The organism is Streptomyces sp. NPDC000941, from assembly GCF_053599555.1.
On the sequence record NZ_JBSFMM010000033.1, the window covers coordinates 31055 to 56680 of the forward strand.

Genomic DNA, 25626 nt, shown 5'->3' on the forward strand with positions numbered 1-25626 from the left:
CTGTCCTGGGCACAGCCTTCCTCTTCTTACAGATCCCGGCCGGCGGCCCGCGGATACACCCGCGAAGGATGTATCCGCGTGGCGCGGCGCCGGATCTGTTTGGGCAGTGCGGATACCGAGCGGAGGAAGGGTGAGATGAGCCAGCCCGTCACCAGGAAAAGCGCGGAGTGGGACGCCATCGTCGTCGGAAGCGGGCTCGGAGGCGTCTCGGCCGCGGCCGTCCTGGCGCGTTCGGGGCTGAGGGTTCTCGTCTGTGAGCAGGGCGAAGGTCTGGGCGGGCTCGCGCACGCCTTCACCCGGGACGGGCGGACCTTCGACTCGGCGATCCGGGTGCTGGCCGAGGGAGAGATGGTGCTCGGGCTGCTGGAGTGGCTGGGCGTTCAGGACCGGTGCGAGCTGACGGTCATCGACCATCTCTACCAGGCGGAGTTCCCGGGGATGAGCGTCTTCGCGCCCACCGGCCTGGAGGAGTTCATGGAGGCCCATATCCGGCTCTTCCCGGATGAGGCGGAGGGCATCCGTGCCTTCTTCCAGCTGCGCCGCCAGATGTTCTGGGAGACGGCGCAGGCGCCCATGCGGGTGACCGACCCGTCGGCTCTCGGGCAGTTGGAGGAGCTGCTGCCGACGCTGATGAAATACCGGACGGCGACGCTCGCGCAGGTCATGGACGAATATCTGCGCGACCCGCGGCTGAAGGCCATGTGCTCCGCCCTGTGGCCGTATATGGGGGCGCCGCCCTCTCAGCTCTCGTTCTTCGCCTACGCCCAGTTCATCGGGGTGCTCATCGACGGCCCGTACTACTGCAAGGGCAGCTTCCAGAATCTGGTGGACGCGTTCGTCACCGCGGTCGAGCGAAACGGGGGCCAGGTTCTCACCGGCACCCCCGTGGAGCGGATCCTGCTGCAGGACGGCCGGGTCGTGGGGGTGCGCACGGCGGAGGGGGACGTGTGCACCGCCCCGGTGGTCGTTTCGAACGCGGACGCCCGCCAGACCTTCGAGGACCTGGTCGGCGCCGAGCATCTGCCGGGGCCCTACGCCCGGCGGCTGCGGCGGCTTCGGCCGTCGATGTCCGCCTGCGTCGTCTACGCGGCGACCACACAGGACGTGCCCGCCCTCGGCGTCGCGCACGAGACCTTCAAGTACAACCACTGGGACCACGAGGGGACCTGGCGGGACCTGATGGGCGGCCGACCGGGCGGGATGTCGCTGTCCGTGATGACGATGCTCGATCCCGAGCTCGCTCCGCCGGGCGAGCATCTGCTGATCGGCACCGCGGTGGCGCCGTACCGGCTGCCCGGCGACAAGCCGTGGCAGCAGCACAAGGACCAGTTCGCGGACTCCATGCTCGCCGAGTTCGAGTCCGTGATCCCCGGCCTGCGGGACCATCTGACGTTTCTGCAGGCGGGCACGCCCGTGACCATCGAGCGCTATACGCGCAATCACGAGGGCGCCACCTACGGCTGGGCGCTGAGCCCCCACCAGATCGGCGGGAAGCGGCTCGCCCACCAGACGCCGGTGCCCGGTCTGTTCCTCTCCGGCCACTGGACCGAGGAGGGCCCGGCGTCCTTCCGGGTGGTCCTCTCCGGCATGAACACGGCCCGTGAAGTGCTCGGCCACCTCGGCACCGGTCTGGACGTGCCCACCTTCAAACCCGACGACGTGCCGCAGTTGGCGCTGGACAGGTGAAAGGCAGCCCCCCATGACCACCGTATTCGTGCCGCCCGGGCCCCGGGGCCACCCCGTGCTCGGCAGCATCCGTGAGATCCAGCGGGACAACGTGTCGGCGTTCATGCACGCATTCCGGCACCACGGCGACATCGTCAACTTCCGCGGCCCGCTGAGGATCAATCTGCTGGCCCACCCGGACCATGTCCAGCATGTGCTGCGCGACCAGCACAAGCACTATCCGCGGCCGCGCAAGGTGCAGGGCTGTCTGAGCACGATCGTCGGGGACGGGCTGGTGGCCGCCGAGGGCGGCTCCTGGCTCCGGTCCCGGCGGCTCACTCAGCCCGCCTTCCACCGCGACATCCTCCGCCGCTTCGGGGAGACCTTCACCCGCACCACCTCCGAGATGCTGGACGACTGGGAGCGGCGCAGTGGCCAGGGCCGGCCGCTGGACATCAAGTCGGAGATGATGCATCTGAGCCTGGCCAATCTGGCCAGAGCGCTGTTCAAGTCGGATCTCACCGACGCCATCGCCCGGATCGAGCCCGCCGTCCAGGGAGCGCTGAGCTTCACCCACCGGCGGATGACCTCTCCCGTGGACCCGCTGCGGATCCCTTCGAAGGCCCGGGGGCGCTTCCGGGACGCGCTCGGGACGATCAATTCGGTGCTCTATCCGATGATCGTCGCCCGTCGCCGGGAGGGCGGCGAGGACGACCTGGTCAGCATGCTCATCGGCGCCAAGGACCCCGGCTCCGGCGAGGCGTTCACCGACGAGCAGATCAGGGACGAGGTGAGCGGCTTCTTCGTGGCCGGCCATGAGACGGTCTCCACCGCGCTCACCTGGACCTGGTATCTGCTCTCGCTCAACCCCGAGAGCAGGCGCCGGGTCCAGGACGAGGTGGACCGGACACTGTCCGGGCGCGTCCCGACCGTGGACGACCTGCCGAAGCTCGCCTACACGACCATGGTGCTCCAGGAGGCCATGCGGCTGTATCCGCCGATCTTCGTCTATATGCGCTGTGCCGCGCGGGACGACGAGATCGGCGGCTATCACGTGCCCGCCGGGCGCTGGGTGGTGGTCTGCCCCTATGTGACGCACCGTCACCCCGAGTTCTGGGACAACCCGGAGGGCTTCGAACCCGAGCGGTTCACCCCGGAGAACAGCGAGGGCCGCCACCGGATGGCGTATCTCCCGTTCGGCGCGGGACCGCGCAAATGCATCGGCGACTCGTTCGCGATGCTGCAGATGCCCCTGGTGGTCGCCATGGTCGCGCAGCGGTTCCGGCTGGACCTGGTGGAGGGCCAGCGGGTCTTCCCGGAGCCGGCGATCTCGCTGCGCCCCCGGGACCCCATGTGGATGTGGCTCCGCCCTGTTGAGGAGGGTTCCCGATGACCCGTCAAGCGCCAGGCCCCAAGGGTGAGCCGGTCCTCGGCAACGCACGGGCCTTTCAGGCCGACATCCTGCGGGCCCTGCAGCGGGGGCGCCGGGAGTACGGCGACGTCGTGCGGTTCGAGGGCATCGGGCCGCTCTTCCCGGTGTTCTTCGTCGGCCACCCCGACGGGATCAAGGAGATCCTGCAGGACAAGCACCGCAACTTCCCCAAGACGCCCTTTGTCAGCGACCGCTGGCGGGCTCTGGTGGGCGACGGCCTCATCTGCAGCGAAGGCGAGCTGTGGAGGCGCCAGCGCAGGCTCTGCCAGCCCGCCTTCCACCGCCGCCTGATCACCAGCTTCGCCACCGGGATGACCGAGGTCACCGCCGAGCTGCTGGACCGCTGGGAGGCCGCGGCGCGCGCGCACCGCGAGGTGGATGTCACCCTCGAGATGACCCGGCTGGCGCTGAGTGTTCTGGGCGGCGCCCTGTTCGGCGCGAACTGGCGGCAGGACTCCGAGGTCATGGCGCACGCCGTCGAAGTGGCCATCGGTGAGGCGTACAAGAAGTTCGGGAAGTTCGTCAGCCTGCCGGAGGGCCTGCCCACCCCCGCCAATCTGAGGTTCGCCAGGGCCAGGAAGCAGCTCGACCGGATCATCTACCGCGTCATCGAGGACCGGCGGGCCGACCGGGGGCCGCACCCCGACGATCTGCTCGAGGCGCTGATGACCGCCACCGAGGACGACGGCTCGGGCATGACCGTCGAGCAGGTCCGCAACGAGGTCATGACCTTCATGTTCGGCGGCCATGAGACCGTCGCCTCCGGGCTGACTTGGGCGCTGTATCTGCTCTCCCGCCACCCCGAGGTCGCCGCGCGGCTGGAGGCCGAGGTGGACGAGGTGCTGGGCGGCCACCTCCCCGGCGTCGAGGATCTGCCCCGACTGCCCTATGTGGACCGGGTGGTGCGTGAGTCGCTGCGGCTCTACCCCCCGGTGTCGCTCATCTCGCGCACCCCGCTGGAGGACGACACCGTACAGGGCTATGACATCCCCAAGGGCTCGATGGTGCTGCTCTCCTCCTTTGTGACCCATCGGCACCCGGACTTCTGGCTCAACCCCGAGGGCTTCGACCCCGATCGCTGGATTCCGCTGGGCGAGCAGGGTCCGCACCGCTATGCCTGGTGGCCGTTCTCCGGCGGCCCCCGCAAGTGCATCGGGGATGTCTTCGGCCTCCAGGAGATGAAGCTGGTGCTGGCCATGATGGCGCAGCGGGTACGGGTCCGGCTCGCACCCGGCCACCCCGTGATCCCCCGCCCTGGGATCACCCTCGGACAGGAACACGGCGTGATCGCCACCGTCGCGCTGCGCGAGAAGGCCCCGCCCGCCGCGCCCCGCGTCCTTGCGGTCGCGGACGCGGAGTCCGTCGCAGCCGCCGCTGCCGCCGCGGGCTGCCCGGCGCACGGAGGTGGAGCGCGATGACGCTCGCCACCGAACCCGCCCTGTGGGCGGGCCTTGAGACCGTATGGGCCTATCTCCACGAGTGCGGGGGCGCCCGGCAGCATGCGCTGGCCGACCGACTGGTGACCCGGGAGGCCCGGCTGCACAATCCGCCCTGGCTCGGCCCGGACGGTCGCGGCGCGGCCGGCGTCCGGGACCAACTCGTCCTGCTGCACCGTGCGTTCCCCGACCTGCGTACCGAGGTTGAGGACTTTTTCGGCGCCGGTGACCGGGTCGTGGCCCGGCTCACCCACCGGGGGACCCACCGAGGGCCCTGGCTGGGCGTCCCCGCCACCGGACGCGAGGTGGAGTTCTCGCAGACGCTGATCTTCCGTATCGAGGACGGCCCAGGCGGCCGGATCGCCGAGATCTGGCAGCAGGCGGACGCGCTCGGCACCCTGATGACCCTGGGCGCCGCGCCGCCGCTGGGCACCACGAGCGCGCCGCGCGCGCTGGGCTGGGCCATCGCGGCGGCGCACCACCGGGCCCATCACCGTGTGCCGCAGGACCAGCCGTGGCCATGGCGGGGGACCGACCGACAGGGCACCCCCGCCTTCCGCGGCGCCCTGTCGGGCACCGCCCCGGCCTCCGCCGAGCTGCTGGAGGCCAATGCCCTGCCACTGCGCCGCTGGATCGCGGAGTGCGTCAACGAACAGGCCGTGCACATCTGCCAGGAGATCTTCCACGAGAGCTACCGAGGCCACTCCCCGCCGCACGCCGAGCCCGAGCCGCTGCGTGGCCCGAAGGGCTACGAGCGCTTCATCCGCGGGATCCTGACCGGGTTCCCCGATGCCAAGGCGACCATCGGGGACCTGATCCCGGTCGGCGACCGGGTCGCCTGCCGGGTCCGGATGACCGGCACCCATCTGGGCCCCTACCGCGGGCTGCCGCCCACCGGCCGGCCGTTCTCCCTCGGTCAGATCGTGATCTGCCGCATCGAGGACGGCAAGATCGTGGAGAGCTGGCAGGAGATCGACGCACTGGGGCTGATGCTGGGCTTCGGGGTGGTGCCCCGGCCCGGGTCCGGCTCCGCCGGCTATCTGCTGTGGTTCGCCCGGCTCGCCGCCACGCTGGCCACCGCCCCGCGCCGGATCGCCGCCGTACGCAAGGGGGCGAGGGCATGACCGGGGCCCGTGAGACAGCCGACGCAGCGGTCCTCGACCGCACCCTCGCGGCCTACGGCGGCGCGGGCCGCTGGGCGTCCGCCGAGCGGATCGAGGCGGAGCTCTCCTGCGGCGGCCTGCTCTTCCGCTGGAAGCGCGGCAGCGCCGGGACCTTCGAGCGGATGCACATCACCGCGGAGGTGGCGAGGCAGCGGATCCGGTTCCACGGCTTCGACGGCCCCCTGGACGGAGTGCTGGAAGGCCACGAGGTGCGGCTCGAGCGGGACGGCGCGGTCGTCGCGCGGCGCGTGGACGCCCGCGCCCCGTTCCCCGGCGGCCGCCGCCTGCTGCGCTGGGACTCGTTGGACATGATGTATTTCCTGGGCTACGCCCTGTGGAACTACCTCGCCTTTCCCGCGCTGCTGCGCCGCGAGGACATGAGCTGGCGCGCCGACGGCCCCGACGCCCTTCTGGCGCGTTTCCCCGCGCATCTGGCCACCCACTGCCCGCAGCAGCGTTTCCGGCTCGACCCGGCCACCGGGCTGGTCACCGAGCACGAGTACACCGCCGAGGTCTTCGGGCGCGGTTGGGCGCACGCCTGCCACCTCACCAGCGAGTACCGGGATGCCGACGGTGTCCCGTACGCCTCCCGCCGCCGGGTGATGCCGAGGCGCCCGCGGGCCGGGGGAGCGATGTCGCGCCCGGTGCTCATCTGGGCCGACATCCACGACTACGCACTGACGAAGACTCGGTAAGGAGAAAGTCCATGCTCGATCGCTTGGCCCGGGCCATCGTCCGGCGCCCCAGGGCGTTCCTCATCGCGGTCCTCGGCTTCATGCTGATCGCCGGGCCGTTGGGCGGGCCCGTCGTCGGCAAGCTCGTCAACGGCGGGTTCGAGGACCCGAAGTCGGAGTCCAGCCTGGCGAAGCAGGCCCTGGACCGGCACTTCGGGGTGAAGGACTCCAATCTGGTGCTGCTGGTCCGGGCGCCCGGCTCGGTCGACTCGGGCACGGCAGCCGAGGACGGCGCCGCCCTGACCCGGCGGCTGGCGGCCGAGCCCGGGATCTCCCAGGTCGGCTCGTACTGGAGCCAGGGCAGAGACCAGCGGCTGCGCAGCGAGGACTCCCGGTATGCCATGGTCATCGGACACATCGGCGGCGGGGAGAACGCCGCGGCGGACCGTGTCGAGGCGCTGCGCAAGGAGTTCGCCGGCCGGCAGGGGTCTTTGGAGGTGAAGCTCGGCGGCAGCACCGCCATGGGCTTCGACACCGACCACACCGTCCAAAAGGACCTCCAGAGGATGGAGGCCATAGCCTTTCCGGTGCTCTTCGTCATCCTGCTGCTGGTGTTCGGCAGTCTGGTCTCGGCACTGCTGCCCCTGCTGATGGTTCTTCCGCTGCTGCTCGGCACGCTGCTGATGCTCCGGACCATCACGCTGTTCACCGATATGTCGGTCTTCGCGCTGAATGTAACGACCATCATCGGACTGGGCATCGCCATCGACTACAGCCTGTTCATCGTGACCCGGTACCGGGAGGAGATCAGGGACCGCGGCGGCGATCTGACGGACAAGCAGGTGCGGTCCGAGGCGATCGTGGCCGCGGTGCGCACGGCCGGGCGCACCGTGGTGTTCTCCGCCGTCACGGTGATGCTCTCCATGGCCGCCCTCGCACTCTTCCCGCTGCTGTTCCTGCGCTCGATCGCCATGGCGGGTATCGGTGTGATGCTGTTCGCCGCGCTGGCGGCCACCATCGTGATGCCGATGCTGCTCGCGCTGTTCGGCTCGAAAATCGACAGCCTGGATCTGCGGAAGGGCGTGCGGCGTCTGCTCGGCCGCCCGCCCCGGCCGCGGGCCGAGTTGGAGCGGGGCGTGTGGCATCGGCTGGCCACCTTTGTGATGCGTTTTGCCGCTCCGGTGGCCGTGGTCGCGACCGCGGCTCTGCTGCTCCTCGGGGCTCCGTTCCTGGGCGCCAAGTACAGCCTGCCGGACGACCGTCAGCTGCCCAAGACGGCGCAGAGCCGCCAGGTCGGGGACGTCATCCGCGAGGATTTCGTCTCCCGGGAGGCCGATGTGATCGCGATCGTGGCCACCGGGATCGGTGACCCCGAGCAGCAGTCCGCGGCGATCGGCGCGTACGCGGAGCGGATTTCGAAGCTCGACGGCGTGGAGTCGGTGGCCTCGTCCGCCGGTGTGTTCGCGCACGGTGCGCGGGTGACACCGGCCGGCCCCGCCACCGCTTCGCTGGCCGCGAAGTCCGCCACCTATCTGCGGGTCTCCCCGGACGTCGAGCCGTTCTCCGCCGCCGGTGAGCGGCTGGTCCATGACATCCGCAGCGCCGACTCCCCCTGGCCGGTGAGGGTGGCGGGCGGCGGCCCCGCACTGGTCGACACTTTGGACGCGCTCGGCGACCGGATGCCCATGGTGCTGGGTTTCATGGTGCTGTCCACATTTGTGCTGCTCTTCTTGTTCACCGGCAGTCTGTTGTTGCCGCTCAAGGCACTGGTCCTGAACGCGTTGAGTCTGAGTGCGACCTTCGGCGCCGTGGTGTGGATCTTCCAGGAGGGACACCTGGCGGGGGCGCTGGACGCCACGGTGACCGGGTCCTTGATCGCTCTCACCCCCATCCTGATGTTCTGTCTGATGTTCGGCCTCTCGATGGACTACGAGGTGTTCATGCTCTCCCGGATCAAGGAGGAGTACGAGCGCACCGGGGACAACACCGCCGCGGTGGCCCGCGGCCTGGAGCTGACCGGCCGGCTGGTGACGGCGGCGGCGCTGCTGCTGGGCATGGTGATGGTCGTAAGCCTGTTCACCGCACAGATCACCTTCCAGAAGATGCTCGGCCTCGGTCTGACGGTCGCCCTTGTGGTGGACACCCTGGTCGTCCGCGGCCTGCTGCTGCCCGCCTTTATGCGGCTCGCGGGCTCGGCCAACTGGTGGGCCCCGGGCCCGCTGCGCCGGGTGCACCGGAGGTTCGGGCTCAGCGAGGCGCCGAAGAGGACGGGCCAGGGCCACCCGGCGCAGGCTCCCTCGGCGGCGAAGGAACCCGATGTGCCGGCGACTGCCGGTTCCTGACACACGGCCGGGCCGGGCCTGACGTCGGTCATGCCCGGCCCGGCCGGCCTGTATTGCGCCTCAGATTCGCCTCACGCCTGCACGAGCCTCAGAGCCGTGCTGCCCGCTCGGGCGTCTCGTCCGTCTCCGCACCGGCGGCCAGGGCGGCAGGAGTCCGGCGGGCCTCCCGGATCAGCAGCACGGCGGGGACCAGCCCCAGCAGCAGCGGGGTCGGCTCCAGGATGGCCGCGCCCACCACGCTCCACGCGGCCAGCCCCCAGCCGATGGACTGCGGCACCACGACACCGAGCCGGGCCAGATGACAGACCAGGAAGCCGAGCAGCAGCAGCGGTACGGCGAAGCTGGCGAGCACGATCCAGAACGCGCCGTTGGCCCCGCTCGGGTGGGCGAACTGCTCACGCGGCAGCCCCCACAGGTCCCCGCGGAACCAGTCGTCCATGTGCCCCGTGTTCTGCGCCCCCATTCCCACCAGGTGTCCGATGCCCAGAACGACCAAGCTTCGTCCCGCCCAGAGCGTCCTCATGGCGGCCCCTTTCGAAACTCTTAGTTTCGGAACTGTCGGTACCATAACATGACCCCATGGGAAGACCGAGGGATACCCGGGTGGACGAGGCGATCCTGGCCGCGACCCGCGAACTGCTGGCGCGCCATGGATACGCCGGTCTGACGGTGGACGCGGTCGCCGAGCACGCCGGCATCGGAAAGGCGGCCATCTACCGCCGCTACGCCACCAAACAGGAGATGGTGTTCGCCGCCGCGGTGCACCGTTCCGACCTGGCGCCGCCACCCGACACGGGCAGCCTCCGCGGCGACCTCACCCGTCTGGTCGAGGACATCGTCGCCACACTCGGCAACCCGGCCGCCTCCTCGGCCATCCTCGGCCTGCTCGCCGACCTCGGGGCCCCCTCCGCTCTCGCCGACCGCTTCCACGCGAGCTTTGTCACCAGCCAGCGGGCGGTCGTCGCCCAGCTGATGGACCGGGCGGTGGCCCGCGGTGAACTCGGCGCGCCCCCGGACGTCGACCTCGTCCACGCGCTGCTCGCCGGCCCGGTCTTCGCCACGCTCTATCTGCAGCGCCGCCGTCCGGACGGCCTGGCCGAGCGGCTGGGGCGCATGGTTGCCGAAACGCTTCGCCTCGAGGATCGGGCGGTCGGCCACGGCGGACACAGCACCGGGCAGGCCGGCGGGAGCGCCACCGCCTGAGCGGCCCCGCGCCTTCATCCGACGGTTTCCGCCTCTTTCACGGCCCCGCTTCCCCGCCCCGCGTCGGCCGTCCCTCTTCCGCAGGTCTTCTTCCCCGTCGCGGTGTATCCGCCGGGCCCGCCCGCGGATCTGTGGAGGTGGAAGGCGGCACACGGCCGCCACGACCTGCGGAGGGGGAGCGGGATTCGTGGAGGAACACAGGACGCCAGGGGCCGGGTGGCCGCGCATCGCCGTCGGTGTCGACCTGGTCGAGGTCGCCCGCGTCCGGTCGCTGCTGGAGGACAATCCCGCGGCCGAGACAGAGCTCTTCACCACCAGGGAGATCCGCTACTGCGCGGGCAAGCGCAATCGGTACGCCCGCCTCGCGGCCAGGTTCGCGGCCAAAGAGGCCGCGTTGAAGGCGCTGGGCACGGGCCTCGGCCCGGGTATGCGGTGGACCGACGTCGAGGTGGTCAACGAACCCCTGGGCCGGCCCAGGCTGCGGCTGCACGGCACTGCCGCGCAGGCGGCCGGGGCGCCCGGCAGCTGGTCGGCCGAGCTCTCCCTGACCCACACCGGTGACTACGCGATGGCGCAGGCGGTTCTCCTGCTCCCGCCGGCCGCCGACGAACCGGCCATGCGCCGGACGGCCACTGACGAAGGATCACCATGCGCTTCCATCTGATCGACCGCATCGACGTCCTCGATCCCCATCGCTCGGTCTCCGCCCGCAAGCTGACCTCCCGCCAGGAGGAGTTCTGGCGCGACGAGGGGCGTGGCCCGGAGATGCCGGCCCCGCTCGTCCTGGAGGCCCTGTGCCAGGCCGGCACCTGGCTGATCATGGGATCCACCGGGCTGCGCCGCCGGGCCGCCCTGCTGTCCGCCGACTCCGTCTCCTTCCAGGGGGCGGTGCGCCCCGGAGACGTCCTGGTCATGTCCGGCCGGGTGGAGTCGTTCGGGGACGACACCGCCGTGCTCAGCGGCACGGTCACGGTCGGCGGCCGCACCGTGCTGAGCGCCGACGCCATCATGTGTGCCCTCATCCCCACCGAAGACCTGGAGGATCCGCAGGACGTACGGCGGATGTACGACCGGCTGACGCGTGGCGCGAGGATCACCGGCGGCGCGCTCAAGGAGGCCGTCGCATGAGGCGCGTGGCGATCACCGGCATCGGCGCGGTCACCCCCGTCGGCCTGGACGCGAGCGCCACCTGGTCCGCCCTCGCCGCCGGGCGCAGCGGCGTGAGCCGCCTGGAGACCTTTGACGCGAGCACCTTCCCGGTCCGGATCGCCGGTCAGGTCAAGGGGTTTGTGCCGGAGCGGGCGCTGCCCGACCCGCGCGAGCGCAGGCATCTGTCCCGGGCCGCCCTGTTCGCGCTCGCCGCGACCCACGAGGCGCTGCGCGACGCGGGTGACGGTTGGCAGGACACCGACCCCTACCGGCGCGGCGCGGCCGTCGGCGGCACGGTGGGACGTCCCGAGCTCCAGGAGCTGGTGGACATGTCCCATCTGCTGGAGTCCACCGGGCAGCGGGAGTTCTACCGCCAGGCGCCCGGCGACGTTCTGCTCCGCGACCAGAACGTGGGCGCGGTGGCCGTCGCCCGGGCCGGCGGCTGCCAGGGTCCGCTGATCAGCGTGAGCACCGCGTGTGCCGGGTCGGCCCACGCCGTCGGTGAGGCCTTCCGCCGGATCCAGGAAGGCGAGTGCCGGATGATGCTCGCCGGCGGCTTCGACGCGCTGACCACCTGGATGGACGTGGTGGGTTTCTCCCTCCTGGGCGCCGTGACCGACCGCTGGAACCATGACCCGCGGCGGGCCTCCCGCCCCTTCGACGCCCGGCGCTCCGGCTTCGTCCTCGGCGAGGGCGCGGTCATCGCCGTCCTGGAGGACTGGGAGAGCGCCCGGGCGCGAGGCGCCCGGATCCACGCCGAACTCCTCGGCTATGGCTCCACGCTCAACGCCTACCGCATCACCGACTCACCGCCCGACGGCGGCGGGGCCATCGGCGCCATGCAGGACGCGCTCACCGAATCACGCCTCGACCCGTCCGCCGTCGACTATGTGGCCGCCCACGGCACGGGCACACCGGGGAACGACATCAGCGAGACCACCGCCATCAAGAAGGTGTTCGGCTCGCACGCCCGGGAGCTGTCCATCAGCTCGCCCAAGTCCATGACCGGACACCTCACCTCCGCCGCGGCCGGGGTGAACCTCATCGCCGCGCTCGGCGCGCTGCGCGAGGGCGTGGTGCCGCCCACGGTCAACCTCGACCACCCCGACCCCAAGCTCGACCTCGACTATGTGCCGAACGTGGCGCGCCGCCGCCCGGTGCGGGCCGCGCTGGTGAACGCCTTCGCCTTCGGCGGCACCAACGCCTCCTTCGTCCTCGGCCCCGGCGACGCGCGGCCCCACGACGGCACACGGTCCGAACAGGAAGGCAGGACAGCCGCATGACCGCGCTCGACGAGATCGTCGAGGTGTTCCCGGGGCTGCGGGCCACGGCTTTCACCCACGTCCCGCACACCCTCCCGGTCCTCGACACCCACTTCCCACGGTTTCCCGTGCTGCCCGGAGTGCTGATCCTCGACACGCTCGCCCAGGTCGCCGCCGTGGCGCTCGGGGCGGCCGGCGAGGGTCAGGAGCGATGGGGGCTCGCGGAGGCGCGGCGGATCCGCTTCCGCCACTACGTCACCCCCGGCGACCGGATGGAGACCACTGTGGACATCGCCGAGGTCACCGGGGACACCGCGCTGTGCACCGGCACCGTGCGGGTGGACGGCCGTTCGGTCACTACCGTGCGCGTCCTGCGCATGGCGCGCCGCGCCCCGCAGGACGCCCCGGCCGCGAGCGAGGGGGCACCGGCGTGAAGCGTGTTGTGATCACCGGCGTCGGGCTGCTCACCGCGCTCGGCAAGGGGCACCGGGAGACCTGGCGGAGCCTGCTGGAGGGACGGACCGCGATCGGGCCCATCCGGGGCTTCGACCCGGCGTCCTTCCGCACCCGACTGGCCGCGGAGATCGAGGACTTCCAGCCCACCGAATACGCCCACCGGCGCGCCCTGCGCACCACGACCCGCAATGACCGGCTCGCCATCGCCGGCGCGGCCCTCGCCGTCCGGGACGCGGGCCTGGACTTCGCCGAGTACGACCCCGAGCGGGCCGCGGCCTTCGTCGGCGGCAACAAGGAAATCTCCAACCCCGAGCATCTGCTGACCGGCAGCCTGGCAGCCCGCAGGCCCGACGGCCGCGCCGACCTCGCCCTGCTCGGCGAGCGGGCCTCTTCCGCCTTCTACCCGCTGTACTACGTGGAAGGGCTCCAATCCGCCGCGCTGTACCACCTCTCGGCCGCCTACGGCCTCAAGGGGCCGAACGCCTACTTCCACGGGACGGCGGACGCCGGCGCCACCGCCATCGGGCGCGCCTACCGCTCCATCCGGCGCGGTGAGTCACAGGTGGCGCTCGCCGGCGGCTGCGATGACGCGGCCTCATGGTGGGTGACCTCCAAGATGGACGGCCTGGGAGTCCTCAGCACCCGCAACGACCTGGGCGCCCAGGCCTTCCGGCCGTACGACGCGGACCGGTCCGGCTCCGTGCTCGGTGAGGGGGCGGCGTTCCTGGTGCTGGAGGAGCGCGAGGCGGCGCTCCGCCGCGGCGCCCACCTCTACGCCGAGATCCGCGGCTTCGGCTCCACGCTGGACAGCGCCCGGCTGCTCACCCCCGCCGAGGACGGTGCGCCGCTCGCCGCGGCGATGAGCCACGCCCTGGAGGAGGCGCGCACACCGCCCGAGGACGTGGACTACATCGCCACGCACGGCTGCGCCACCCGGCTGGGCGACGCCAGCGAGGCGCGCGCCCTGCGGCGGACGTTCACCGCGCCGGACCGTCGGCCGGTGGCCAGCAGCGTCAAGCCCGCGACCGGCCATCTGGTCGCCGCCGCCGGCGCGCTGAACGCCGCGGTGTGCGCATTGGCCATCGACGGGGGCGCGGTGCCCCCGACGCTCAATCTCGACCGGCCCGACCCGGCCTGCCAGGGGCTGGACTGGGTTCCCGGACAGGCCCGCGAGCTGCCGGTGCGCCATGCGCTGGCGCTGGCGCGCGGCCTGGAAGGACAGCAGGTCGCCCTGGCACTCACCGCCCCGGGGGACCGGTGACACGCGGCGCCGACGACCGGGTCGGCAGCACACCAGACATCGGCAGCACAGCAGACAGAGGAGGGGTGCCGATGGCCAGGCGGAACAAACGGGGACGTGCCACGAGGACCGTCACCACGGTGGCCGTGGTCGGCACCGGGGCGCTGACCTCCCAGGGGGCGGGAGCGACGGCGCTGTGGGAGGGCGCCCGGGCCGGCCGGGTCGCCATCCGGCCCGTCCAGCACATCGATATGCGGGGGCTCGCCACCAAGCTGGGCGGCGAGGTGGAGGGGGCGCGGATCGCGCCGCGCGGCTATCGCAGGCCCAAGGGCCACCGCGAGCGGGCGCTCGACCTGGCCCTGGCCGCCGCCGAGGAGGCGCTTGCCGCCCTGGCGGAACTGCCCGAGGGGACGGTGGCCCCGACCCGCTTCGGGCTGGTGCTGGGCACCTGCAACGCCGGGCTGCTCTCCGCACGGGCCTGGCTGGACGCGGCTCGCCGGGGCGCGGCCCCCGACCCCAGACTGCCGCTGCTGGCCACGCCCCAGGCGCTGGCCGAGTCGGTGGCCGCCGCGTACGGACTGCGCGGCCCGGTGCTCGCGGTCAACACCGCCTGCGCCTCCGGGGCGAACGCCATCGGGCTCGGCGCGGACCTGGTGCGACAGGGCCGGGCTGACGCGGTGCTGGCGGGGGGCACCGACGCCTTCTCGGATGTCGTCTTCGCCGGGTTCAACGCCCTGGAGTCGCTGTCGCCCGAGCCCGCCGCGCCGTACTCGGCCGACCGGCAGGGCCTTTCGCTGGGCGAGGGCAGCGGCATGGTGCTGCTGGTGTCCACCGAATTCGCGGCGGCGCACGGACTGCGCCCGCTGGCCGAAGTCGCCGGCTACGGCCTGTCCGCCGATGGCTATCACGTCACCGCACCACACCCCGAGGGCGCCGGAGCGGCCCGGGCGATCGACTCGGCGCTGCGCCGGTCCGGTGTCGCGCCCGAGGACATCGGCTATGTCAACGGCCATGGCACCGGCACGCCCAAGAACGACCCGGCGGAGTCCACCGCCATCGCCCGGGCGCTCGGTGAGAGCGCCGCGCGCACCCCGGTCAGCAGCACCAAGTCCGTCATCGGGCATCTGCTCGGCGCGGCGGGGGCGGTGGAGGCCATCGTCACCGCACACGCCCTGAACGAGCAACTCGCCCCGCCCACCGCCGGATACACCCGGGCGGCCCCCGAGTGCCCGCTCGACTATGTCCCCGGCGCGGCGCGACCGCTGCACACCGACGCCGCGCTCTCCAACAACTTCGCCTTCGCCGGGGCCAACGCCGCCCTGGTGCTCACCCGCCCCGGCACCCACACCCCACCCGTCCCCGACTGGGACCGCGTGGTGGTCACCGGAGTGTCGGTGCTGGGGCCGGCCGGCGACGGGATCCAGGCGGCGCGCCGCGCGCTGCGGGCCGGCCAGGAGGCCGGCTCCCTGGAGGGCGGGCTGCGGCTCGGCCGCGTGGCGCTGGGCGACGAGGAGATCGCCCCGTATCTGACCCGGCGCCAGCGCCGCCGGATGGACCGGCTCGCCGTGCTCTCCATCGTGGCCACCGCCAAGGCCCTGGCCGACGCCGGGCTGTCCGACGACGAGAGCGTCGGGGTGGTCTTCGGCACCGGCACGGGCCCCATGGAGGCCATGGAGAAATTCGTCCTCCCGCTGCTGGAGGAGGGGGCCGCGGCCGCCGACCCGAGCGTCTTCCCGAACACGGTCTACAACCAGGCGGCCGGACAGGTGGCCACCCACCTCGGGCTGCGCGGCCCCACCTCCACCCTGTCGGTGGGCCATGCCACTGGCGCGGCCGCCATCGCGTACACCGCGGATCTGCTGGCCGCCGGACACGCGGACGCGCTGGTGTGCACGGTCACCGACACGCTCACCGAGCAGGTCGCCCGCGCCTATACGGCCACCGGCGCGGCCTCGACCCGCCCGCCCGGCGCACCGGCCGACGGCCGCTTCACCCTCGCCGAGGGCAGCGTGGCCCTGGTCATGGAGCGGCTTTCGGCGGCCCGGGCGCGCGGCGCCACGGTGCTCGGCGAGGTCCTGGGCCACGGCATGGCCTCCGACGCCAGCCGGGCCCGGCTGTGGGACCCGCGCGGCCGCGGAGTGGAGCTGGCGATGCGCCGTGCGCTCGCCGACGCCGGTCTCGAACCGCGGGACGTGGGCGGGGTGTGGCTGTCGGCCGCGGGGCTGACCGCGGCCGACCGGACCGAGAGCGCGGCCGTGGAGCGGGTGTTCGGCAGCGACGCCGCACCGCCGGGCCATGCGCCCAAGAGCGTGCTGGGCGAGCCGATGGGGGTCGGCGGCGCGCTGTGCCTCGCGCTGTCCCTGTGGTCGGGGGACACCCGGCCCGCCGTCCCCGCGGTGGTCAACAGCTCCTCGCTCGGCGGCAGTCATGTCTCCCTGGTAGTCGCCGCCGGCGACCCGCACGGGACCGGTGACCCCGGTGGCCCGGACAACGACGAAGGAGTGAGCCAGTGAAGCTCTCAGGACAGATCGCCCTGGTGACCGGCGGTTCCCGCGGCATCGGCGCGGCGATCTGCCGCCGCCTCGCGGCGGAAGGGGCCTCGGTCGCCGTCAACTACCGCTCCTCCGAGGGCGAGGCCAAGGAGGTGGTCCGCTCCATCGAGGAGGCCGGCGGCACCGCCCTGGCGGTCCACGGCGATGTGTCCGACCACACCGAGGCCGCGGCAGTGGTGCGGCGGGTCACCGAGGAACTGGGCGATCTGCACATGCTGGTGAACAACGCCGGCGTCGCCAAGGACGCCCTCATCTACAACATGGCGCCGGACGACTGGCTGGACGTCATGCGGATCAACTTCGGCGGCGTCTTCAACTGCACCCAGGCGGTTCTGCCGCACTTCATGGCCAAGGGCGAGGGCGTCATCGTCAATGTGTCCTCGGTGATGGGGGAGCGGGGCTGGGTGGGGGAGTCCAACTACGCCGCGTCCAAAGGCGCGGTCAACGCCTTCACCCGCTGCTGCGCCATGGAATCGGCCCGCTTCGGCATCCGGGTGAACGCCGTGCTGCCCGGCTTCTCGCCCACCGAGCTGGTGGCGGGGCTCACGGAGGGGGCCACCGGCAAGGGGATCCGCCGCCAGATACCGCAGCGCAGGTTCGGAACGGTCGAAGAGATCGCCGACGTGGTGTGCTTTCTGGCGGGCCCCGAGTCGAGCTATATGACCGGCTCGCTGGTCACCGTGGACGGCGGGGCGATGACCGCGCTGGGCCTCGGACGCCCCAACTAGGCCGCTTCCCGGCCAGGTGTATCCGGACCGGACCGCGGCGGATCTGTAGGGGTGTGAGAGCGGGGGCGCCGCGTCGAGACGGCGCCCGACCGTCCCCGATCCCCCGCCGGCTCACAGCACTCAACCGGAACAGCACTTAGTCGTCCCAGTACTTAATCGTCACTGCCACAGGAGAGACCCTCACATGGACCGTACCCAGATCAGCGAAGCCGTCCAGAAGGCCGTTGTCGAGGCGGTGGGCGCCGAGCCGGAGGAGGTCGTTCCAGAGGCCACCCTGCTCGACGAGCTCGGGGCCGAGTCGATCGACCTGCTCGACATCCTCTTCCGCCTGGAGCGCTCGATCGGAGTCAAGATCCAGGCCGCCCAGCTCGCCGAGTATGTCCAGGGCGGCATCCCGGACGACGAGTTCGGCGACGAGAACGAGATCATCACCGAGCGCGGGCTGGCCCAGCTCAAGCGGGTGATGCCGCAGATCGATGTGGCCGAGCTGTCCGGCCGGCTCCAGGCCACCCAGGTCATGGGCCTGTTCACAGTGGACAACCTGGTCGATCTGGTGGTCACCCAGGTCGAGGCCTCTGCCGCCACCGCGGCCGCGTGAGGGGACCACGGTGACCGCGATCCATATCGTCGGTACCGGCGGCTACCAGCCGGGCGATCCCATACCCACCAGTGAGATCGCCCGGCTCGCCGGCCCACTGCCCGAGGACGTCCTCCAGGGCCTGTCCATCGAGCGCCGTTACTGGATGATCGACCCCGCGACCGGTGAGCACCGGGAGAACAACTCGGACATGGCCTACAAGGCCGCCGTGCGGGCCCTGGACTCGGCCGGGGTCGAGCCCGGCGAGATCGACCTGATGATCCTGGCCACCGGCACCCCGGACTACCCGCTGCCGCCGCTGGTCAACTTCGTCCAGGACCGTCTGGGGCTGGAGCGGTGCGCGACCTTGGAGATCCGCTCCGGCGGCGCGGGCGTGGTGCAGGCCCTGGACATCGCGCGGATGTATCTGGCCGCCGGGGTGCACACCACCGCGCTGGTCATCGGCAGCGAGGCGATCTCGCCGGTGCTCGCTCCGATCTTCCTCGGCAAGGACCCGGAAGCCATCCGGATGCGCGACCGTATGCCGCTGTACATGTTCGGCGACGGGGCGGGGGCCATGGTGCTGCGGGCGCAGGAAGGGCCCGGTGGGCTGCGCGGCGCGGCCTCCGCCTGCATCGGCGGCGGACGCAAGCCCGGCATCCACTCCGTCGGCGGCGGCACCCACGCCCCCATCCATGAGCAGCTGAAGGCCAAGCGGCTGGTCGACCTGAAGGTCGATGTCGTGGGGGCGGGCGACTTCACCCCGGTCATGGTGACCGAGGCGATCAGCGCCACGCTGGCCCGTGCCGGCCTGGCCGTGGACACGGTCGATCTGTGCCTGGTGCCGGAGGGCAATGTCGGCTGGATGCTCGACTCGCTGCGCGAGACGGGCCTGGACACCACCGAGTGGAAGGCCCTCGACGGCAAGATCATCGACAGCCTCTCCACCATGGGGGCGGTCGGCTGTGCCGCGGTCCCGCTCTTCCTGGACGACGCATGGCGCAAGGGCCGGGTCAAGCCTGGGGACCGGATCATGCTGGTCGGGGTGGAGAGCACCAAGTGGATCTACGCGGGCGCGGTCGTGGACTGGACAGCCGAGGCCCCGGCCTGAGACCGCAAGCCGACGACACAGGGGGCGTGACACCCATGGAGACCGCATCGGCCACCACCTCGGCTTCACCACGATGGCGATCCATCACCCAGCAGCAATTCCGGCAGGTCATGGGCCAGTTCCTCACCGGTGTCACGATCGTGACGGCGCGGGCCGAGGACGGTCCGCACGGCACCACCGTCAACTCATTCGCCTCGCTGTCCCTCGACCCGCCGCTGATCATGATCTGTCTGCGGGCCGGCTCCCGCACCGGCGCGGTGGTCGCGGCGGCCGGAGCGTTCACCGTGAACATCCTCAGCCGGGGTCAGGCGGAGCTCGGCGCCCGGTTCGCGGCCTCCGGCCGTCCCTCGGGCCATGAGGCGTTCGCCGGCATCCCGCATCATCTGGGCCCAAGCGGCGCTCCGGTCCTCGCCGGCACGCTCGCGCATCTCGAATGCCGGGTCAGGAAGACGGTCGCCGCGGGGGACCACACCCTCTTCATCGCCGAGGTGTTCGATCTCGACGCGGGCCCGGAATTCCTGGACATTCCCCCGCTCGCCTTTCATCAGGGGCGCTTTCTCACCATTCCTTGACAGAGCACGGGGGCCGTGCGGGACACCGCGCACGGCCCCCGTGTCTTTGCCTCGGCATCACACCTCGCCCATCAATTGAGGAGTTCTCATGAGCGCGATCGCCTTTCTCTTTCCCGGCCAGGGCTCCCAGCGCGTCGGCATGGGACATGACCTTGTCGCGCGCCACCCGGAGCTGCTGGACCGCTACTACCGGCCGGCCGACGAACTGCTGGGATTCCCGCTCTCCCGGCTGTGCTGGGAAGGCCCTCTGGAAGAGCTGCGGGACACCCGTATCACCCAGCCCGCCGTCTTTCTGACCAGCCTTGTCACCCTGGATGTGCTGCGCTCACGCGGCATCGAACCGGCGCTTGTCGCCGGGCACAGCCTGGGGGAGTACACGGCCCTGGTGTGCGCGGGGGTGCTCGACTGGCGCGATGCGCTGCGGCTGGTCCGGCGGCGCGGCGAGCTCATGGCCGCGGTCAACGAACGGACCCCGGGCGCCATGGCGGCGGTGATCGGGCTCGGTGCCCCGGCCGTGGAGAAGCTGTGCGCCTCGGTGGGGGCCGAGGAGGGCGGGGTGGTCGAGGTGGCCAACTACAACGAGCCCGGACAGCTGGTGATCTCGGGCACGGCCGCCGCCGTCCGGGCGACGGCGGCCGCGGCAAAGGAGGCCGGGGCGCAGAAGGTGGTGATCCTCGATGTGGGCGCACCTTTCCACTGCAGTCTGATGCGGGATGTGGAGGCAGCCTTCCGGGCCGACTTGGAGGCGGTCACCTTTCACGAGCCGCGCATTCCGGTCGTGGCCAATGTGACCGCCGGATATGTGCGTGGCGCGGACGGGGCGGTGGACGGGCTGCGCCGCCAGCTCGCCGGGTCGGTCCGCTGGACCGAGACTCTGGAGCGGCTGGCGGCGGACGGTGCCACGGCCTTTGTCGAAGTCGGACCGGGGAAAGTGCTCACCGGCTTCGCCCGTGCGACCCGGCCGGAGATTCCGCAGTACGCCACGCGTGACGCACGCCAACTCGACCGGGCCATAAATGCCATGACGAGCAATGGTGAACCCGAACCCCCTGTTGTAGATTGAACCTCTGAATCTATAGGTGCACGACGGGCGCGGCTTTAGGACGCGCCCGCCGAGCGGGGAGAAGGAGCCGGAACCATGGACGATGAGCAAGCGGAATTGCTGGGACGCCTGTCCGATGCTCTCGGTCCGGTGCCCAACAGCGTGCTGGAAAACGCGCGATCAGTCTTCAGAGAAAACGCGTCTCGCCTTCCTGGTGCCGACGAGGATTCGGAAGACGCGGCGGTGGACCGGAAGGACCAGGTCCACGAGAACCGGACGGCCCATGCTTCTCCTGCGTAGACCGCCGGCTCACGGCGAAGGCCCGCAGACCGGCCGCCCTGATGCGGGAGGCGAGCACGGTGTCGCTCTTATGGACGCGACCCTGATCCTGTAACAGCTTCTTCAGATGGGCCAGGCAGCGCGCACGCACCGGGCCCAGCGAGCCCCGCGGCATGCCGAGCGTCTCGCTGATCTCGTCGTACGACATGGGCGGATCGGTCACCAGCAGCCCCAGAAGGGCCTGGCACTTGGGCGACAGCGCGCAGAACGCCGTCAGGACCTCGTCATCGCGCTCGCGGGCCAGCGCGACATCCTCCGGCAGCTCCCCGGCCACCTCCGGCCGGTCGAACGCCTCGGCGCCGCCGACCGGCACGCTGCGCCCCGACTTCTCCAGGTGCTTCAGGCTCTCCCGGCGGGCCGAGGTGGAAATCCACTGGGCCAGCCGCTCCGGTGACCGGAGCTTGTCCAGGTGCTGAACGACGCGCAGCCAGGTCGCCTGGCTGACATCGCCGCAGTCGGCCGGGCTCAGCCGGTGTGAGCGGGCGATCGCCCAGATCAACGGCGCATACCGCTCTACGATCTGATTCCAGCAGTCCTGATCCCCGGCAAGACAGCCGTCCACCAGATCGTTCAATGACCGTGCGTACACGTATCCCCCCGTGAACTTTCTTTTTTGGCTCCCGGCTGAATAGGTTCGATCGACACCTATTACGCCGGTCCGCCGCAAGGTGACCGAAACTCAAATTCACCTCAGCTACGAGTGTTTACTATAGAGCGGCGCTGACTGTGCCTGTCAACCGTCTCCGGGGGGCTGTGGAAATGTTGACTGGCGGGTAGCCAGTCTACGATGGATGCGCCGGGGTACGCGCCCCGGCGCGGCGTCCGATAGTCGATCCGGTTGCGGTGCGGATTTTGTTTCGAATATGCGTCCGGTGTATCTGAAGCTGACATTCCGCTATCTGTGAAGCGGGGTCACCGTGCCCGCCACACAGGCACCACAGAGGGGAGCCACACGATGAGCGAGACCGTGAACGAGCGAGGCGGGAACCAAGGCGGGATCCAGGGCGGGATCCGCGTCGCGCGCCTGGAGGATGTGCAGCCTGGCGAGATGACGACGGTCGAAGTGGAGGGCGTCAAGGTGCTCCTGGCGAACGTCGGGGGTACGGTCCGCGCCCTGCGCGACAGCTGCTCGCACGAAGAAGCCCCCTTGTCAGAGGGCGAGTTGGAAGGGGAGACCGTGGTCTGCCCCTGGCACTTCAGCAGCTTCTGCCTCCGCACGGGCGAGGCGCTGGAGATGCCCGCGGTGGACCCCGTAGAGGCCTACGCGGTCCACGTAGTGGACGGAGAAGTGTTCCTTTCTCGCCAGTGAACGCGGGGAACTGACGCGGGCGGCGTTCACTAAACGGAGGCGCTGTATCGTGTGCCTGAACGCCGGGTTTCTTGTCGAGCGGCGGAGTATCAGGGAGGGGGACGCGTGTCGCCAGGGGAAGCGCACGTCGCACCGTACTCACGGCGCGAGAGGCTGCGCATCGCGACCATCCGCGAGATCAAGGATGTCGCCCGGACGCTCCTGGTTCAGGAGGGCCCGGAGAACGTGACGATCCGGGCCATCGCCCGTGAGATGGGCATGACCGCGCCCGCCGTCTACCGCTACTTCAGCAGCCGTGACGCCCTGATCCTCCAGCTGCGCGTGGACATCTTCGCCGAGATGGCCCGTTATATGCGCGGTGTGATCGGGCGGCTTCCCGAGTCGGAGCCCGCCCGCGGGCTGATCGGCGGGGCGAGAGCGCTGCGCGTCTGGGCCATCAAGCATCCCCATGAGTTCGGGCTCATACTCGGCCCCTGGGCCCCGGGCCTGGGCCGGGAGGAGACCAAACCCGACCGGAACATGGGCTGGGTCTTCGGGTCGGTGTTCTCCGACCTGATCTCGGACCTGTGGCGGGTGCGCGGCTTCCCCGCCCCCAAGGAGGAGGAGCTCGACCCCGGGCTCGTACGGGCGCTGGTCGAGCTCAGCGAGGACCAGGGCGTCGAGATGCCCCCGGGCGCGCTCGCCGTGATGCTCCGCTGCTGGGTGCGGCTGTACGGGGTGATCTCGATGGAGGCCCTTGGCCATATGTCCTTCGCCTTGCAGGAGGGGAAGTCCTTCTTCGAGTTCGAGCTGCGCAACCTCTGCCTCATGCTGGACATCGAGGAGTTCTACGAGGACGACACGGCCCAGGGGGCCTAGGGGATCCATGGACGATCACCTAGGGGATCACCTAGGGCCGCCTCGGGGTACATCGCGGCACGTTTGTACACCGAGAGGCGTAAGCTGTACCGGTGCCCATCCGGGCACGCCGAACCTGTGTCGCTGTCCCCTGTGAGTGGGGTGCGGCGTCGAGCGCCCTTGACGCGGCGGGCGCGGCGTGTCCGCATCGTGTCGACCCTGGCAACCGGTGTAGAACGGGGGATGTGACGGCATTGGCTACCCGGCCCATCTCCAGCTCTCCCACAGGGCCCGGTCACCCGGGCCCGGGCGGAGACCTGGTCCTTGCCCGTACGCCTGGCTGTCCACGGTGACCGTGGAGGACGAGCGCAGCGGGTCCCATAGCACGTCCAGCGGTCCCCTCGACGGGCAGGAGGCCGCCCGGGCCGTACTCGACAAGGCCGCGCACGAGAACTTCCCCGTCGCCCCCTTCTTCCTTCCCCGCGCCTGGCGGGCCGACCTCATGGCGATCTACGGCTACGCCCGTCTGGTCGACGACATCGGCGACGGCGACCTTCCCCCCGGCGGCTCCGACGCGGAGCTGCTGGGCCTCGACCGCGACCGGGCCGACGACCCGCTCGCGATGCTCGACGCGTTCGAGAAGGACCTGTGGCGCGTCTTCGGCGAGCCGGGCGGTGCGGGCGGTAAGGGCGAGCCGGGGAGTACGGGCGGCACCAGCAGCGTGTCGCCGGACCCCCGCCATCCGCTGCTGCGCGCGCTGCGCCCCACGGTCCGCCGCCACCGGCTGCCGCCCGAGCCGTTCCTCGGCCTGATCGAGGCGAACCGGCAGGACCAGCGGGTGCGCCGGTACGAAACCTATGAGGATCTGCTCGGCTACTGCGAGCTGTCCGCCAACCCCGTGGGCCGGCTGGTGCTCGGTGTGACCGGCACCACCAGCCCCGAGCGGGTCCGCCGCTCCGACGCGATCTGCACCGCGCTCCAGATCGTGGAACATCTGCAGGACGTCGCCGAGGACCTTCGCCGCGACCGCGTCTATCTGCCCGCCGAGGACATGAAGAGTTTCGGGGTGACGGAGGCCGATCTCGCCGCGCCCACGGCCGGTGCCCCGGTGCGTGCCCTGATCGCCCATGAGGCGGCCCGCGCCGAAACCCTGCTGAATGAAGGGACCCCCCTCGTGGGTAGCGTCCACGGCAGGCTCAAGTGGTTGCTCGCCGGGTTCGTGGCGGGGGGACGGGCCGCTCTGAGGGCGGTCGCGGCCGCGGGATACGACGTACTGCCTGGACCGCCCAGACCCACCAAGCTCAGCCTGCTGCGCGAGGTGGGGGCGACACTGCGAAGAGAGGGGTGAGCCGGACCGTGACCGGAGCTCCGCACGCGTCCGCACCAGTGCTCGCGGCGTACCGGTACTGCGAGGCCGTGACCGGACAGCAGGCGCGTAACTTCGCGTACGGCATCAGGCTGCTGCCCACCGAGAAGCGCCGGGCGATGTCCGCGCTCTACGCCTTCTCGCGCCGTGTCGACGACATCGGGGACGGCCGCCTGGACGCCGACGCCAAGCGGGCGCGGCTGGCCGAGACCCGCGCCGTGCTCGACCGCATCAGGGACCGCGGGGTCGAGGAGGACGACACCGACCCGGTCGCCGTCGCGCTCGCGCATGCCGCGCGCCGCTTCCCGATCCCGCTGGGCGGGCTCGACGAGCTGATCGACGGCGTGCTGATGGATGTGGCCGGTCAGACGTATGAGACCTGGGACGACCTCAGGGGCTACTGCCGCTGTGTCGCGGGCGCCATCGGGCGGCTCTCCCTCGGCGTCTTCGGGACCGTGCGCGCCCCCGGGATGAGCGCGCGCGAGATCGAGCGCGCCCCCGAGTACGCCGATACGCTCGGCCTGGCCCTGCAGCTCACCAACATCCTTCGGGACATCCGTGAGGACGCCTCCGGCGGCCGCACCTATCTGCCCGCCGACGACCTCGCCAAGTTCGGCTGCCCGACGGGCATCCACGCCTCGATCGCCCCGCCGGACGCCGACTTCACCGGACTGGTGCAGTTCGAGGTCCGGCGGGCCAGGGCCCTGTTCGCCGAGGGCTACAAGCTGCTGCCGATGCTGGACCGCCGCAGCGGCGCCTGCGTGGCCGCCATGGCCGGCATCTACCGCAGGCTCCTGGAGCGCATCGCCCGCGACCCGGACGCCGTGCTGCGCGGCCGGGTCTCGCTCCCCGGCCGCGAGAAGGTGTACGTCGCCGTCCGCGGCCTGGCCGGGCTCGACGCCCGGGCCGCCGCCCGCCGCGCCGCCGGGGGACGGTCATGACCCTCCCGGCGGACCCGCATCCACGCCGCACAAGCCCAACCCCAAGCCCAACCCCAAGCTCAAACTCAAGCTCAAACCCAAGCCCGACCCCAAGCCCGACCCCAAGCCCACACGTCGCCCCGACTCCACGCCCCCAGGCCGACCCCGGCCCGCGCGGTGCAGAGACGGCAGGCCGCCCCCTCGGGGCGGCCGCGCCATCACAAAGACAAACGGGCGGCGGCCCATCGCGG

The 25626-nt window shown here is 71.3% G+C and carries 24 protein-coding genes; 22 read left to right on the plus strand and 2 right to left on the minus strand.

From position 1 onward, the window contains the following. Nucleotides 1–135 precede the first annotated feature (135 nt). From ACWDSL_RS13545 to ACWDSL_RS13570, 6 genes are read left to right on the plus strand one after another with little or no spacing between them, the layout of a single operon-like run. Nucleotides 136–1686: a phytoene desaturase family protein gene (locus tag ACWDSL_RS13545; RefSeq protein WP_450484857.1), complete on the plus strand. Its 1551-nt coding sequence runs from the start codon at nt 136–138 to the stop codon at nt 1684–1686. A gap of 13 nt (nt 1687–1699) precedes the next feature. Next, nucleotides 1700–3058: a cytochrome P450 gene (locus tag ACWDSL_RS13550; RefSeq protein WP_450484859.1), complete on the plus strand. Its 1359-nt coding sequence runs from the start codon at nt 1700–1702 to the stop codon at nt 3056–3058. Beyond that, nucleotides 3055–4515, plus strand: a complete 1461-nt coding sequence (locus ACWDSL_RS13555; RefSeq protein WP_450484861.1) for a cytochrome P450 — start codon at nt 3055–3057, stop codon at nt 4513–4515. The genes ACWDSL_RS13550 and ACWDSL_RS13555 overlap by 4 nt, the downstream gene beginning before the upstream one ends. Further along, the gene (locus ACWDSL_RS13560; RefSeq protein WP_450484863.1) at nt 4512–5657 is read left to right on the plus strand and encodes an ester cyclase; all 1146 of its coding nucleotides are present in this window, start codon (nt 4512–4514) and stop codon (nt 5655–5657) included. The genes ACWDSL_RS13555 and ACWDSL_RS13560 overlap by 4 nt, the downstream gene beginning before the upstream one ends. Next, on the plus strand, nt 5654–6391 hold the full coding sequence (locus ACWDSL_RS13565; RefSeq protein ID WP_450484865.1) for a hypothetical protein: 738 nt from the start codon (nt 5654–5656) through the stop codon (nt 6389–6391). The genes ACWDSL_RS13560 and ACWDSL_RS13565 overlap by 4 nt, the downstream gene beginning before the upstream one ends. 11 nt (nt 6392–6402) lie before the next feature. Further along, on the plus strand, nt 6403–8712 hold the full coding sequence (locus ACWDSL_RS13570; RefSeq protein WP_450484868.1) for an MMPL family transporter: 2310 nt from the start codon (nt 6403–6405) through the stop codon (nt 8710–8712). Between the two features lie 88 nt (nt 8713–8800). On the opposite strand, the gene ACWDSL_RS13575 is transcribed toward ACWDSL_RS13570, so the two are convergent. Then, nucleotides 8801–9235, minus strand: a complete 435-nt coding sequence (locus tag ACWDSL_RS13575) for a DUF6463 family protein (protein WP_450484870.1) — start codon at nt 9233–9235, stop codon at nt 8801–8803. A 56-nt stretch (nt 9236–9291) separates the two neighbouring features. Between ACWDSL_RS13575 and ACWDSL_RS13580 the strand changes: the two genes are divergently transcribed. From ACWDSL_RS13580 to fabD, 12 genes are all read left to right on the plus strand, one after another. Continuing rightward, nucleotides 9292–9915: a TetR/AcrR family transcriptional regulator gene (locus tag ACWDSL_RS13580; protein ID WP_450484872.1), complete on the plus strand. Its 624-nt coding sequence runs from the start codon at nt 9292–9294 to the stop codon at nt 9913–9915. Between the two features lie 187 nt (nt 9916–10102). Further along, on the plus strand, nt 10103–10579 hold the full coding sequence (acpS, locus tag ACWDSL_RS13585; RefSeq protein WP_450484874.1) for a holo-ACP synthase: 477 nt from the start codon (nt 10103–10105) through the stop codon (nt 10577–10579). Next, a complete protein-coding gene (locus tag ACWDSL_RS13590) occupies nt 10564–11043 on the plus strand; it encodes a hotdog domain-containing protein (protein WP_450484876.1) in 480 nt (159 codons plus the stop codon). Before acpS ends, ACWDSL_RS13590 begins: the two co-directional genes overlap by 16 nt. Further along, entirely contained in the window at nt 11040–12347 is a 1308-nt protein-coding gene (locus ACWDSL_RS13595) for a beta-ketoacyl-[acyl-carrier-protein] synthase family protein (RefSeq protein ID WP_450484878.1), read from the plus strand. Before ACWDSL_RS13590 ends, ACWDSL_RS13595 begins: the two co-directional genes overlap by 4 nt. After that, nucleotides 12344–12760: a 3-hydroxyacyl-ACP dehydratase FabZ family protein gene (locus ACWDSL_RS13600; RefSeq protein WP_450484880.1), complete on the plus strand. Its 417-nt coding sequence runs from the start codon at nt 12344–12346 to the stop codon at nt 12758–12760. The genes ACWDSL_RS13595 and ACWDSL_RS13600 overlap by 4 nt, the downstream gene beginning before the upstream one ends. Beyond that, on the plus strand, nt 12757–14043 hold the full coding sequence (locus tag ACWDSL_RS13605; protein WP_450484882.1) for a beta-ketoacyl-[acyl-carrier-protein] synthase family protein: 1287 nt from the start codon (nt 12757–12759) through the stop codon (nt 14041–14043). Before ACWDSL_RS13600 ends, ACWDSL_RS13605 begins: the two co-directional genes overlap by 4 nt. Nucleotides 14044–14114: 71 nt before the next feature. Beyond that, complete coding sequence (locus ACWDSL_RS13610; protein ID WP_450484884.1) at nt 14115–16535, plus strand: beta-ketoacyl synthase N-terminal-like domain-containing protein; 2421 nt, start codon at nt 14115–14117, stop codon at nt 16533–16535. Beyond that, entirely contained in the window at nt 16532–17302 is a 771-nt protein-coding gene (locus tag ACWDSL_RS13615; protein ID WP_450484886.1) for an SDR family NAD(P)-dependent oxidoreductase, read from the plus strand. The genes ACWDSL_RS13610 and ACWDSL_RS13615 overlap by 4 nt, the downstream gene beginning before the upstream one ends. Nucleotides 17303–17486: 184 nt before the next feature. After that, nucleotides 17487–17900 (plus strand): acyl carrier protein, encoded by a 414-nt coding sequence (locus ACWDSL_RS13620; protein WP_450484888.1) that lies wholly within the window; start codon nt 17487–17489, stop codon nt 17898–17900. Nucleotides 17901–17910: 10 nt separating this feature from the next. Then, the gene (locus tag ACWDSL_RS13625) at nt 17911–18990 is read left to right on the plus strand and encodes a 3-oxoacyl-ACP synthase III family protein (RefSeq protein ID WP_450484890.1); all 1080 of its coding nucleotides are present in this window, start codon (nt 17911–17913) and stop codon (nt 18988–18990) included. A 35-nt stretch (nt 18991–19025) separates the two neighbouring features. Next, nucleotides 19026–19562 carry a flavin reductase family protein gene (locus ACWDSL_RS13630; protein ID WP_450484892.1) on the plus strand — a complete coding sequence of 179 codons (537 nt, stop codon included), beginning with the start codon at nt 19026–19028 and terminating at the stop codon, nt 19560–19562. An 88-nt stretch (nt 19563–19650) separates the two neighbouring features. Next, complete coding sequence (gene fabD, locus ACWDSL_RS13635) at nt 19651–20625, plus strand: ACP S-malonyltransferase (protein WP_450484894.1); 975 nt, start codon at nt 19651–19653, stop codon at nt 20623–20625. 166 nt (nt 20626–20791) lie between these two features. On the opposite strand, the gene ACWDSL_RS13640 is transcribed toward fabD, so the two are convergent. Next, complete coding sequence (locus ACWDSL_RS13640; protein WP_358640012.1) at nt 20792–21517, minus strand: RNA polymerase sigma factor; 726 nt, start codon at nt 21515–21517, stop codon at nt 20792–20794. 381 nt (nt 21518–21898) lie between these two features. Here ACWDSL_RS13640 and ACWDSL_RS13645 point away from each other — a divergent pair, with 381 nt between their 5' ends. The 4 genes from ACWDSL_RS13645 (at nt 21899) to hpnD (ending at nt 25396) form a co-directional block, all read left to right on the plus strand. Beyond that, entirely contained in the window at nt 21899–22252 is a 354-nt protein-coding gene (locus ACWDSL_RS13645; RefSeq protein WP_450484896.1) for a Rieske (2Fe-2S) protein, read from the plus strand. A gap of 105 nt (nt 22253–22357) precedes the next feature. Then, complete coding sequence (locus tag ACWDSL_RS13650) at nt 22358–23110, plus strand: TetR/AcrR family transcriptional regulator (protein WP_450484898.1); 753 nt, start codon at nt 22358–22360, stop codon at nt 23108–23110. A 334-nt stretch (nt 23111–23444) separates the two neighbouring features. Beyond that, a complete protein-coding gene (gene hpnC / locus ACWDSL_RS13655) occupies nt 23445–24437 on the plus strand; it encodes a squalene synthase HpnC (RefSeq protein WP_450484918.1) in 993 nt (330 codons plus the stop codon). After that, on the plus strand, nt 24434–25396 hold the full coding sequence (gene hpnD, locus ACWDSL_RS13660) for a presqualene diphosphate synthase HpnD (RefSeq protein ID WP_450484900.1): 963 nt from the start codon (nt 24434–24436) through the stop codon (nt 25394–25396). Before hpnC ends, hpnD begins: the two co-directional genes overlap by 4 nt. Nucleotides 25397–25626 lie beyond the last annotated feature (230 nt).